Origin of the sequence: Bacillus sp. FSL K6-1218, assembly GCF_038006445.1 — a bacterium.
Classification (GTDB): Bacteria; Bacillota; Bacilli; order Bacillales; family Bacillaceae_G; genus Bacillus_A; species Bacillus_A thuringiensis_S.
This window is the reverse complement of the sequence record NZ_JBBOVE010000001.1, coordinates 2,322,024-2,334,617: the sequence shown is the minus strand read 5'-3', so window position 1 is coordinate 2,334,617 and position 12,594 is coordinate 2,322,024. Positions and strand designations below refer to the sequence as shown.

Here is a 12,594-nt window from a genome sequence, read left to right as displayed (position 1 = left end):
AATCACTATATTTTCATCCTAAAGATGGTGTCAGTACAAATAAAATGTGATTTGATTCATCACTTTTATTCAAAAATCGATGCTTCACATTTGGTGGAATACGTACAACATCGCCTTCTTCTAAAAAATATTCTTTTCCCTCCAATTCTACGTACACTTCCCCTTTCATAATAACAGCAATCTCTTCCTTATCTTCATGGGAATAATGGCTTTCTGTTGTCTTTGCTCGTTTATTTAAATCCATCATTAGCATTTCAATACGTGCTTTCATAAAATCAGGTGTTAATACATCATATACAATGTGATCATTGTTTTCCCGATATATTTTTTTTCGGTCTTTTCTCTTAGAAATGAGCGAATCTGTATCAATATCGTTAATAAAAAGTGTAAACAGCGGTACATTTAATGCTTTTGCAATTAATTCCAAAACATTTAAAGAAGGATTAGCATGTCCTCTTTCAATTTGGCTAATTAACGACGTACTAATCCCTGCATACTCAGCGAATTCACGAATTGTCATATTATTTTTCTTACGATAACTTAATACCGTTTGTCCAAGTCTATCATGTATCATAGTAAAACTTCCTTTCGTCCATCATAATGCATGTTTCGTTCTCTTTGTGCTGACATACTAAACAAAGGCAAATAACCCTTTCCTATTATCTCCGGGACTTATATACTTACTTTTGTACATTATATCGTATTAAGTTTATTATAATAAACATTCTATCGGAGGGACAAACTTTGAAATCAACTATTCTTTCATATTGCATCTTATTTTTTGGTGTATTCGCCTTATCGACTTCAGCAATTTTTGTGAAATTGGCAGATGCTCCTGCGACAATCATTGCTTTTTACCGATTATTCTTTGCCACACTAATCCTGTTACCGTTATTACTATTTAATAAAAATAGTCGAAATGAGCTAAAAACTTTAACAAAAAAACAATGGGCACTTGGATTCGTATCTGGGCTATTTTTAGCTGCACATTATGTACTATGGTTTGAATCATTACAATATACTTCTGTAGCAAGCTCTACAGTTATCGTAACGTTACAACCTTTGTTCTCAATGATTGGTGGTTATTTTTTATTTAAGGAAAGGTTTACGAAAGGAGCGGTTATTGGTTGCCTCATCGCTATTTCAGGTAGTATCATCATTGGCTGGCAAGATTTCCAAATTAGTGGAGAAGCATTATATGGAGATGTTTTAGCATTTATCGCTGCCGGTATTATTACTGCTTATTTTTTCATTAGCCAACACGTTCGTAAAGATTTGTCACTTATACCATATTCGGTAATTAGTTATGGAAGTAGTGCTGGCTTTCTTGGCATATTTGCTTTCACGCAACAAGAATCTTTCATCCATTACTCTACACAAACTTGGTTGTGCTTTATTGGATTAGCTTTCATTGCTACGATTTTAGGCCAAACCATTTTTAATTGGTTATTAAAATGGATAAGTGCTACTGTAATCTCAATGAGTATTTTAGGAGAAACAATTGGAACTTGTATACTAGCGTACTTTATATTACATGAGACCATTTCTTTACAACAAGGACTAGGAATTACCGTTATTTTTATTGGATTAGTATTATTTTTAATACAGCCAAATTCTAATAAAAAAGCATGACAGTATACTGTCATGCTTTTAACTATTCATTATGTACAATTAAACCATCCGGTCTAAAACGACTCATCATAATTTCATTAATAAACTTTCCATGAGCTTTCAAATTCCCTATCTTTACTCCCTCTTCTACAAATCCAAATTTTTCATATAAAGCTTTTGCTTTGGGATTCGTTTCTAACACACCTAGTTCTACTCTCTCTAACATTAACCAATTATCAGCCAAATCAAGCATCTTCATAAGAAGTGCTTTCCCAATTCCTTTATTATGATATTCACTGTCTACCCCAATGAATAAATCGCCTGAATGAGATCTTCGGCCCGGACTTTGTGTTAAACCTACAAACCCAACAACTTCTCCATCATATTCTGCAACAAATTCAAATTGATTTGGTGCTAAATTTCGAATTCTATTTTCCATAGCTTCTACACGCATGCTAGGTAAGAAAACCATATACGGTAAAACGTCATCCTGTATACATATACGATGAATTGCTCTAGCATCTTGTACTCCTACTGCTCTAACGTTAATCTCCATCTTTCTCTCCTCCTTATAAATAACAATATATTTGTAGTGTATTCTAGAAACGTTCATGAATGGCCTTCTCATCCGTATTTCTTTATGTCATTTTTACATAATTATTTCGATATAATACTTAACTTCCAAAAAGATTAACAACTATATGGATATGGTTAACTTTTCACCTTGTTATATAAATCAAGTAAATTTTCAATTGGAATACCATTTAGTTTCATCCCGACTATATTACAATTTTCTATTTCAATATTTTTCAGATTACTGTTACTTATGGTGCTACCTTCCAAGTCACATTTATCGAATAAAATAGGTTCCTTCTCATCTCCGAGACTTGTATTTTTGAATTGTACTCCACCTAAAGTCACCAAATTAAATTTACTGCCAGAAAGATTTAAATCTGCATATGATGACCTTCTAAAATTTATATTTCTAAACTTTGATTGACTTACATTGCAATTACTCATATTCGTATTCATTATATTGCTACCAACAAATGAACTGTTTTTTAAATTCACTTGATAATACCCTGTATTTGCTAAATTACAGTTTTCGTATTGACTATTTTTCATATCTTTATTTGTAACTACACTCGCTTTGTTTGAGCTTGTTTTTATTCTTTTCACGTAACAATACTCATCTTCCGATTCAAAAATCATTTGGTAGCCCATCTTTTTATAAAAGTAATGATTATTAATTTGTCTACTAGATGTTTCGAGATCCCAAATCTTTATGTTTGGATATTCTTTTTCTATTAATTTCATAACATGTGATCCAATTCCTTTTCCTTGATAAACAGGATCTACAAAAATACGATCAATTCGACCGTAAGACTTACCAGAAATCGTAACTATTATCCCTCCAATTATTTCTTTATCCATTACAACTTTGAAAGAATCCAATTCTTCAATGGAATATTCCATCATTTCAACTGAAGAATATCCTGGCGGTTGAATGTTATAATCAATGACATCATCTTGGCCGTATAGCCATTGTTTTGCTTCTGCATCAAATGTTCTTTTCATTATTTCTGTTAATTTCTCAGCATCTAAAATTGTAGCTTTTTCTATAGATATTTTCGTCATTTTCGTTTTCCCCTTCATTATTACAAACCAACCATTTTTGTGAATGGCATAATTATCAATTCACTTTTGTTTTTAATGCTTTTCCCATTATTACATATGGAACATCATTTTTACTTGGATGAAATGGCTCCAATACATTTATCCAATCTAATCTTTCATATAACGAACGTGCTTTTTCATTGTTTATTTTTGTTGTTAAAACACTCGTTCTATTTGAAATCCCTTCTAGTAATTCATTATGTAATTTCGTTCCAAGACCTTTATTTTGATATTGTGGGTGAACTGCTAACTCTACAAATTCAAAACAATCTTGCAACCATTCGTCTACTTGCTCTGGATGTAACGCTTCTCTCATTAATTGATTATAGTACTGTCCCTCGATTGAGCGATAACCATAAGTAAAACCAACTACTTCATTTTCATCATTTATTGCTACTATACCTTTAAAACCTGTATATTCTATATGTCTTTTTATTCGTTCGATCATTTCATTGAAATTTGTTTTCTCAAATACTTTACAATACAATTTTGCCATATTCCCAATTAAGATCTCATCTTTTTCAATGCTTACGAATTTCACTTTATTCCCCCTATTAAAACATTTATGTCCTTATTTTTAAAAAAAACAAAGAAAATTAACACTAATCACTCTCTTTACTATTAAACTACAAATCACCCTATATTTTCCACAATTACTTAGTATTAATGAATAATAAAAAGAGACCATGTAATATAAACATGTTCTCTTCTTTTATTCATTTTCAATTTTATCCCGCTATTTGCCGGGCAGTAAGACCCCCACCTCAAAATTCAGCGAAAGCAAAGAAGTTAGGTGGGGGTCGAGCTAATAATCAGTGGGGGCTGAACAAAACCCCCACTGATTAAAGTTTCACTTTATATAATTAAAAATTAGATATTACTTAAGCCACTCGTTGCAAGTACTACTTAACTGCTGTAAATCTTCTATAAATTGACTCGCATGATATCCATCACAAACCGAATGATGTACTTGTAATGAAACTGGTAGCATAACCTTGTTTCCTTCGTTAAAATATTTCCCACAAGTTATAATTGGCAATAGAAAATTTTCATCATTATTAATATTAAGATTAAATCCAGTAAAACTAGTCCAAGGTATGCTAGAAATCGGAAATACATTAGGCGGAATATTTTCTTTCGTGAAAAGACCATGAACACTAGCGTAGTATCTCATATCTTCTTCATAATTTTTATAGAAAATGCGGAAATCACTTGAATAATTCGTCCATATACTTGAAAAAGACTTATCATCTTTATGAAAGATTGTATAGCTAGGTATCATTTTTTCCCAATAGCCCAAAACTCCTTCTTCATTAAAACATGTTCGAAATTCTTTATGTTTATTTATTATTCTCGAAATTATATAAATAAAAGTCGGATAAAATTTAATTCCCTTTTGATGTACTTTCTCTATCAAAAGCGTAATATCAACATTTACTGTCATACTAAACGTACATTTTAATTTTAAATAATGTTCAAAATACTGCTCTCTATTCCAATTTTCTCTATCAATTACGTGAAACTTCATTTTAATAGCCTCCTAAAATTTTCTTTTTATTTTAGAAGGCTAATTTCCTTGCTTTCACCATAATTGTTCACTCCTAACAGTTTACCCTAATTGTTTATTTAATTATATACCATCTATAAGAATCAATTCACATATTTCTGGAAATCCATCCACATACTATAAATAAATCAAATGAAATTTGGAGGAATCATACATGAATAACAAAAATGTAAATAAAAAAGAAAATGTTATCGAAAACGCTATACCTATCCAAAATAATAATACTGCAAATCTTAATATCGAAGAACAAGCAATGAACGGCTTATACGGAATGCCAGAAACTTCCATTGAAGATGCTGATCATGCTGCACCGGATGATTTGACTTCAAAAAATTAATTACATTGAAAAAGCCAAGGAAAATATCCTTGGCTTTTCAACTATGCATCCACTTTTTGTATCTCTTCACTCTTTCTTGAAAGTTTCCCTGGCCAAAAAGCAAAGCGGCCTAAAACGACTGTGATTGCCGGTACAAGTAACGGTCTTACAATAAACGTATCTAGTAATACACCAATTGCTGTTACAATACCAAATTGAACAAGCACTTGAATTGGAAGTGTTCCTAACACAGCAAAAGTTCCTGCTAAAATTAAACCTGCAGATGTAATAACACTACCTGTTTGTATAACGCCATTTTTTACAGCATCCAAATGATTTTGTGTCTTTCTGTTTTTCCATATTTCTGAAACCATAAAGATATTATAATCTTCACCTAAAGCAACTAAAAATACGAATGCGTATAACGGTATCGCGCCTTGTATTGCTGGAGCTCCCATACCAAAATGAAGTAATATCCATCCTGCTCCTAATGCAGAGAAAAATGATAAAACGACAGTTACAATTAAATAAATCATCGCAACAATTGATCGTAAGTAAACAAGTAATAATAAAGCTATAATACTAATCATTACTGGAATGATAACTGCTTCATCACGTTCTGTGATTTGCTTTGTATCATATAATGACGCTGTTTCTCCGCCAATCCATAGTTGATTTTCTGCATTACTAACCCCAGCATCTTTTAATACTTTTTCTACACTGTTTTTCAATTTAGGGATTTGATCTAACGCTTCAATTGAGTATGGATTTTCAGCTAAAGAAACCTCATACATTTGTATTTGCTTATTTTCTGTGCCCACTTTTGGATCTTTCACAGTTTTTACGAATGAAAACTTCTCTAGTTCTTTTTTAATAGGAAGCTCTTTTCCTTTCGTATCAACAACAACTTTTACTGGCGCTAATTCACCAGCTGAGAAATGATCACTAATTAACTTAAACCCTTCGCGGGAAGGCATATCTTTTGGAAACGATTCTAATAAGTCATATGTGTATTGAATACGTGGTACAAATGAAGCCAATCCACCTAATACAAATACAGTGAGCATAATTATTGTCCATGGTCTTCGTACTACAACATCTCCAAGCTTTTTACTAAAGGCACCTTTTGATTTTTTAACTTTTACGACTTTCTTTTTCTTTCTCGCAAACTCCTCATTCATCGAAGTTGTTCTCGGTATAAATGGGAAGAATGCAGCTCTACCGAAAATTAATAATAATGCTGGTAAAATTGTTAAAGCAGCAATTCCCATTATGAATACAGCAACACTAAATGGTACTGCAAATCGATGAAAGGCACCATAATGAGCAAGTAACAGTGTTCCTAATCCAAGTACAACAGTAAGCGCACTCATTATAATTGCTCCACCAGAAGCTTTAATTGCAAGTTGCAGCGCCTTATATTTACTTTCTTCTTCTAGCAAATACTCTCGATATCTTGAAATTAAAAATAAACAATAGTCCGTTCCAGCACCAAACAATAATACTGTCATAATTGATATTGCCTGAGCATCTACTTTAATCCACCCTTGATCAGCTAAAAAACCGAGTGTAGGACTAATAATACCGTATGCAAAGCCGACAACAAGTAAGGGTAAAATTGCTAAAATCGGTGAACGGTACAGTAAAATTAATAAAACTAATACGAGTAATACAGTAGCAATTAATAATTTCACATCTGCTTGACTAAATAAGCTAACTGCATCCGTTTGAATACCTACAGGTCCAGATAATCGAACATGTAAACCAGATTCACTTATTTTTTGTTTAAATGGATCTTCATCCACCTTACTATTCACTATTTTTCTAAACTCTTCAAGATTTCCTTTTAATATATCCGTACCAGCAGATTTATTAAAGAATACCGGTGTAACAAATGATGTACCATCCTTTGATGCACTTTTTGATAATACTTGCTCTGGAATTGTATCAAATGATGGTAACGTTGATTGTTCTTTTAAAGGACTAGCTTTTAACTCCTTATAAACGTCTTGTATGAGTTTATAATCCTGTGAATGTAATCCACCATCTCTATACCATACTACTAACAACGGATTCCCTGCATTATTCGGAAACTCCTTTTTCATAAGTGCTTCCGCTTGCTGCGACATAGCTGTTTCAGGTAAATTTTTCGGATTCGGTTCTTTCGTACTGTTTACTTGTGGTAACGTAAATGAAAGTAATAATGTAATAAGAACCCACACCGATAAAGTGATCCATTGCGTATTTTTCCCTGCTACAAGCCTCCCTAGCATATGTAACGGGTGCTTTTTCATAAAAACCCACCTTCCTTTTTCCCTCCATTATTAATTATATATACCGGTCGGTTAATTAATCAAGAGTGATTGAAAATTATGTTATAATTATCTCAATCATAAATGTCAGGAGCGAATGTATTTGGAACAAAAACAACGTCCTCTCGGAAGGCCGCGTCAAAATAAAAATACAAAATCTACAAAAGAAACCATTTTAGAAGTGGCAACCCGCTTATTTCTTACACAAAATTATCAAGTCGTTTCTATGGATGAGGTCGCAAAAGTTTGTGGTGTTACGAAAGCAACTGTCTACTATTACTATTCAACAAAAGCCGATTTATTTACCGCTACTATGACCGAAATGATGGTACGTATACGCGAAAATATGTCTCAAATACTCTCTACAAACAAAACGTTAGAAGAAAGATTATTAGACTTCGCTAAAGTTTACTTACACGCAACGATGGATATTGATATGAAAAATTTTATGAAAGATGCAAAACTGTCGTTATCTGAAGAACAATTGAAAGAATTAAAAAATGCTGAAGATAATATGTATGAAGTACTAGAAAAAGCACTCGATAATGCGATGCACATCGGAGAAATTCCGAAAGGAAACGCTACATTTGCGGCTCATGCTTTCGTATCTTTATTATCAATTGGGAATTTTAAAGATGAAAATCACAATCCTATTCTTGCAAATATAGATGAATTAGCACAAGAAATCGTTTCTTTTTATTGGAACGGGTTAGGTCATTCATATTAAACTGATTTGCTTTAATAAAAGAGCATGTTTAATTTTTTCAAACATGCTCTTTTATAATTTATTTACTAATAACCATATTATACCTCAACGCTGTTTAACAAAAAATTTTACTTCAACTTTTACAAATTTTGAAGTTGAACATTTATATTTCCTTTACTTAATCCCCCATGGTAACAAACTATAGATTCAATATGTAAATTTAAATACTTCTTCAAAGACTGCTTTGCTTCCTTAATATTTATAGTTGTTGGGGCGTGAATTCCTCCTAACATCCCATTCACACTATACATAGAGTCTCCTGCAATAAGAATTTTACTTCGTTTCAAATATAAACTAATATGACCCGGAGTATGCCCTGGAGTATGAAGAATTAGTATTCCACCGCAATACGGAAGTTCTTGCCCGTCAATCACAGTATCACTCACTTTTCCTTTTGGTGGGTTCTCTACATTTCCATCTTTCAATAAAGGCAAATCTCCCTCAATATATGGCTTATCTAGTTCGTGCGCATAAACTTTAATATTACTTCCACAGCGCTGCAACAACTCCGGAAGACTACCTATATGATCAATATCCTGATGCGTCAAAATCACGACTTTTAACTTATCAAATGATAACCCAACCTTTTCCATCTCTACTTGTATATCTTCAATTTGTCCTGGGAAACCCGTATCTATTAATACTGCCATTTCATCATCCCATAAAAGAATTGGGTGAATAACAAACTCTTGAAATTCAAGTTGTAACATTTCTACCCCTTTAGCAATCTCCATACAGCCATTCTCCTTTATACTGAAGTTTGAAAATATGTACGAGTAAACTGAAAATATAAAGTGAAACTTTAATCAGTGGGGAGTTTGTTCATCCCCCACTGATTATTAGCCCTCACCAATCGAGCTTTTACGGGCAGCCCGACAAATAGCAGGATAAATCGTCTCTATCTTATAATATGTTTTATCATCCCAATAGAGAATGCCTCAAACCCTATAGATTCATAGTAAGATTGCAATTTTTCTACACACATAAGTTGGGGAATAACCTTGTTTTGTTCACAGTGCTGGATTAATCGTTTCACTATTTCTTTTCCGATGCCACTAGACTGATATTTTGGCAATACACCAACTCCACAAATAATGCCTGTTATGACTCCATCTGATATGACACGCCCCATCCCTACTAACCTCTTATCATCAAAAACATAAATTGCATACCAACTTTGCTTACACATTCGTTCTAACTCGTTAACCGTTAATTTAAGAGAATTCCATCCTAAAGATTCATATAACGCTAATAATCCATTGAAGTCTGTTGGGCGTTCAATTGTATAGCTTATACTATTATTCATGTGAATACTCCTTATTCTCTCGTTTGTTTGTATTTCGTAAAATTCCCTTTACACAAATCTGATCGATGTAAAAATAACTAGAACAAACTTCAATAAGAAAGATAGAATTCCTTCTCAATATAAAATAAAAAGAAGTTATCTCACTTAAGATAACTTCTTTTATATAAGACTCTCATTATATTATCAACCAAAAAATATACAACTGCATACGATTAGCACAAACAAAACTAATAAACCATTTGAGAAATAACCCATTGAAAACTACCCCTTTATTAAATTATGTAAAAGATTTTATCATAAAATGATTTACAACTTAATAACTGAAAAAGACATTGTATTCATTAGTTATATATGTTTAGTAATATTTTATATTCGGGTATATTCTTCTTAACTTAAACCACTTCCCATTCCCTTATACTTAAGTTCTGATAACTTCAGAACAATACATAAAGAAGACCTCAACTTATTGACGTCTTCTTTTCAACTACACTAATAGCTAATTCACGTTTTTTTTCGAATATATATATACCCTTTACTAACAGAGACATATATGAAATGTATTCCCACTACATAAACATCTATAATCTGATTATCAACATCCTTATAACCTTTAAATCTCATCCTCGGTTATTCTAATAGCTCTCTTGTTCGAAAAGATATTTTTAAAAATTCCTACTCCCACAATTAATAAACCTATTCCAACTAATTTATTTATTTGTAATGGAATGCTCTCCATTCCAAATAATCCAAATGTATCAATACATAACGCAACAACCAATTGAGTAATAAGACTAATTAGCACCGTATATGCTGGACCTAAACTCTTTATTGCACCCATTATACAAATAATTAACCCGATGCCAAACAGTCCACTTACATAAAACAAATAATTTGCAGTATACACTTTAATGCTAATACTGTTTTCTGTAATGATATAAAATAGAATAGAACTAATGAGACCTATTCCAAGGACACATGTAGTCGTTAACCACTGTCCTACATTTTCATTTACTTTTGCATTAAAAACAGATTGTAAGCTAATTAATATTCCTGCTAATATAGCTAAACTAAATCCAATCAAAATCTTCCTCTCCCTTTAATTGCTCATATATATTATCTTTAGCGACTTCCTTCATTCTAGAAAAATCTTTAATGACAATAACTCCATTACTTTTTTCAATTAATTTTTCATTATAAAATCTTTGTAATACCCGAATTACGTGCCTATAACTTACCCCTATAAAGTCTGCAATACTCGTTACCGAAGTCGTATCCAAATCCCCTTTGTACATATTTCCGTTACTATCTGTTGAAATTGAAAGTAAATAACTAGCTACACGTACTTCTACAGGATAGAGTAAATTAAGAGCAGTAAAACGAGTCGATATTTTTAACGTGTTCGCAATGTTTTCAAGTAAGAATTTCATAAATATAGGATCATGTAATAACTTGTTTCTAATAACCGTATTAGAAATGGAAATCGCTACAACATCTGAACAAGCTTCAACGACATTATGTGCTTTGCTATTTTGAATTAATTCAATATCACCAACAATAGCCAATGGATTGATAAAGCGTAGAATTAGTTTCTTCCCTTCAGGTGTAATCGTATAAACTTTTACTTTACCTTTAACAACGAAATATAAACGATCCATTTCGTCATCTATATCGCAAATAAGCTCGCCTTTTTCAAATTGATTTAATTGAAAATAAGCTGTATCTATTTCTGAAAAAACCTCGAGTGTTTTATTGTTTTTCAAATAATGCATAATTAAACCTGATCTATCCTCCATATTCATTTCCCCCTTTCATTTACATATTAAATACAACAATACCTATAATCATTACTATTGTTCCCACAATATGATATCTCTCCATCTGTATCTTTTTTATATGAAACAGTCCTTTCATTTCAATAACTGTTGCCGTTAACAATTGAGCAACCATTAGTGTGCCAGCTGTCAATGTAACTCCTAGTGAATATATCGCCATAGTTTCTGCACAAATAATGAATCCACCAAATGCACCCGCTGCTAAATATACTTTTTTCACACTCTTTAAATCCGTTACTTTCTCTTCTTTCTTTAACAAAAATACAGTTGTTGCAATAATGAATCCAATTAAATGGGTTATAATACTCGTCGACCATATACCGATATGTGAACTAAGTTTCGCATTAAAGGTTCCTTGAAGTGTTATAAATATCCCCGCAAAAACAGCAAATAGAATACCTTTCAAAAAATCATCTCCTCATCTTTTATTTCTGACTTAATTAAAAGCTATAATCCTATAATGGTAAAAGGACAAATGTCACATCACTATGAAAATAACTTGGAATGAACAAAAAAACACACCTCAAAAATGCGAGATGTGTTTATTTTCATTATTTATATATAATGTTTTATAAATAATGAAAATTACGCTACATTAAAAGATTTCTTTTCATTACAAACTTTGCAAATAAGAAACGTACAAGCGGTCCCATAATAATTAATTGTAATGGATATGCCATTATGAAATTTTTAATAAAAATCGAAAAATAAATTGAAACAAATGAATCTCCTTGTAGTCCACCATGTAAATGCATCATAGCCATACCGAAAAATGACATAAAGAACACCATTCCGATTACCATAGTTGTCGCCATTGCAACGATAATATTTATTTTCTTAGATTTATCAAATGGCAACATGAATACAATTTTTTTCGCACAAGGCCCAACGATACATATTTCAATTAATAGCGCAATAATAAAGCCAATTAATAGTTCTAATGCAATCTCTTTAATATAAATTGGTCCTCCTGTTTCATTCATTAGTAAATTGTAAAACGTCATTACGATAACCATCCCAAGGCACATCATCATGCCAAATTGGAGGTTTTCCTTTCTTGTTGTTGGCAAAATTCATCATCCTTTCTCTTTGAGTCTTTGTCATTATATCGACATTGGAAACCCCTTCGTAAGTGAACATTTTGTGAACAAATTTAAAATGCTTTCATATATTTTCTTTCCTTTCTGCTTAAATTCTTACTTCTGCT

15 protein-coding genes are annotated in these 12,594 nt (G+C 31.9%); 3 read left to right on the top strand and 12 right to left on the bottom strand.

What is annotated here, in order from left to right; all coding sequences use genetic code 11:
• Window positions 1–13: 13 nt before the first annotated feature.
• Window positions 14–574, bottom strand: coding sequence for a helix-turn-helix domain-containing protein (locus tag MHI26_RS11925; RefSeq protein WP_061666761.1), 561 nt, complete (start codon window positions 572–574; stop codon window positions 14–16).
• 170 nt (window positions 575–744) lie between these two features.
• On the opposite strand from MHI26_RS11925, the gene MHI26_RS11920 reads away from it, so the two are divergent.
• A complete protein-coding gene (locus MHI26_RS11920) occupies window positions 745–1,632 on the top strand; it encodes a DMT family transporter (RefSeq protein WP_000843093.1) in 888 nt (295 codons plus the stop codon).
• Window positions 1,633–1,654: 22 nt separating this feature from the next.
• On the opposite strand, the gene MHI26_RS11915 is transcribed toward MHI26_RS11920, so the two are convergent.
• The 4 genes from MHI26_RS11915 to catA form a co-directional block, all read right to left on the bottom strand.
• A complete protein-coding gene (locus tag MHI26_RS11915) occupies window positions 1,655–2,167 on the bottom strand; it encodes a GNAT family N-acetyltransferase (protein WP_000405230.1) in 513 nt (170 codons plus the stop codon).
• Window positions 2,168–2,322: 155 nt separating this feature from the next.
• A complete protein-coding gene (locus tag MHI26_RS11910) occupies window positions 2,323–3,267 on the bottom strand; it encodes a GNAT family N-acetyltransferase (RefSeq protein ID WP_003306999.1) in 945 nt (314 codons plus the stop codon).
• A 37-nt stretch (window positions 3,268–3,304) separates the two neighbouring features.
• The gene (locus tag MHI26_RS11905) at window positions 3,305–3,829 is read right to left on the bottom strand and encodes a GNAT family N-acetyltransferase (RefSeq protein WP_000673967.1); all 525 of its coding nucleotides are present in this window, start codon (window positions 3,827–3,829) and stop codon (window positions 3,305–3,307) included.
• Window positions 3,830–4,165: 336 nt separating this feature from the next.
• On the bottom strand, window positions 4,166–4,816 hold the full coding sequence (catA, locus tag MHI26_RS11900; protein WP_000668563.1) for a type A chloramphenicol O-acetyltransferase: 651 nt from the start codon (window positions 4,814–4,816) through the stop codon (window positions 4,166–4,168).
• A gap of 193 nt (window positions 4,817–5,009) precedes the next feature.
• On the opposite strand from catA, the gene MHI26_RS11895 reads away from it, so the two are divergent.
• Entirely contained in the window at window positions 5,010–5,192 is a 183-nt protein-coding gene (locus MHI26_RS11895) for a DUF4021 domain-containing protein (RefSeq protein WP_001060697.1), read from the top strand.
• Window positions 5,193–5,233: 41 nt separating this feature from the next.
• Here the strand turns inward: MHI26_RS11895 and MHI26_RS11890 are convergent, their stop codons facing one another.
• Entirely contained in the window at window positions 5,234–7,465 is a 2,232-nt protein-coding gene (locus MHI26_RS11890) for an MMPL family transporter (protein ID WP_000716575.1), read from the bottom strand.
• A gap of 121 nt (window positions 7,466–7,586) precedes the next feature.
• On the opposite strand from MHI26_RS11890, the gene MHI26_RS11885 reads away from it, so the two are divergent.
• Window positions 7,587–8,210: a TetR/AcrR family transcriptional regulator gene (locus MHI26_RS11885; protein WP_061667013.1), complete on the top strand. Its 624-nt coding sequence runs from the start codon at window positions 7,587–7,589 to the stop codon at window positions 8,208–8,210.
• Between the two features lie 119 nt (window positions 8,211–8,329).
• On the opposite strand, the gene MHI26_RS11880 is transcribed toward MHI26_RS11885, so the two are convergent.
• From MHI26_RS11880 to MHI26_RS11855, 6 genes are all read right to left on the bottom strand, one after another.
• Window positions 8,330–8,983 carry an MBL fold metallo-hydrolase gene (locus MHI26_RS11880; RefSeq protein ID WP_000401500.1) on the bottom strand — a complete coding sequence of 218 codons (654 nt, stop codon included), beginning with the start codon at window positions 8,981–8,983 and terminating at the stop codon, window positions 8,330–8,332.
• 164 nt (window positions 8,984–9,147) lie between these two features.
• Window positions 9,148–9,555: a GNAT family N-acetyltransferase gene (locus MHI26_RS11875; RefSeq protein ID WP_001065768.1), complete on the bottom strand. Its 408-nt coding sequence runs from the start codon at window positions 9,553–9,555 to the stop codon at window positions 9,148–9,150.
• Window positions 9,556–10,165: 610 nt separating this feature from the next.
• Window positions 10,166–10,636 carry a DMT family transporter gene (locus MHI26_RS11870; protein WP_061667012.1) on the bottom strand — a complete coding sequence of 157 codons (471 nt, stop codon included), beginning with the start codon at window positions 10,634–10,636 and terminating at the stop codon, window positions 10,166–10,168.
• Window positions 10,623–11,348, bottom strand: a complete 726-nt coding sequence (locus tag MHI26_RS11865) for a Crp/Fnr family transcriptional regulator (RefSeq protein WP_000390192.1) — start codon at window positions 11,346–11,348, stop codon at window positions 10,623–10,625. Before MHI26_RS11865 ends, MHI26_RS11870 begins: the two co-directional genes overlap by 14 nt.
• 19 nt (window positions 11,349–11,367) lie before the next feature.
• A complete protein-coding gene (locus MHI26_RS11860; protein WP_000676261.1) occupies window positions 11,368–11,793 on the bottom strand; it encodes a DMT family transporter in 426 nt (141 codons plus the stop codon).
• A gap of 184 nt (window positions 11,794–11,977) precedes the next feature.
• The gene (locus MHI26_RS11855) at window positions 11,978–12,457 is read right to left on the bottom strand and encodes a hypothetical protein (RefSeq protein WP_042972454.1); all 480 of its coding nucleotides are present in this window, start codon (window positions 12,455–12,457) and stop codon (window positions 11,978–11,980) included.
• Window positions 12,458–12,594 lie beyond the last annotated feature (137 nt).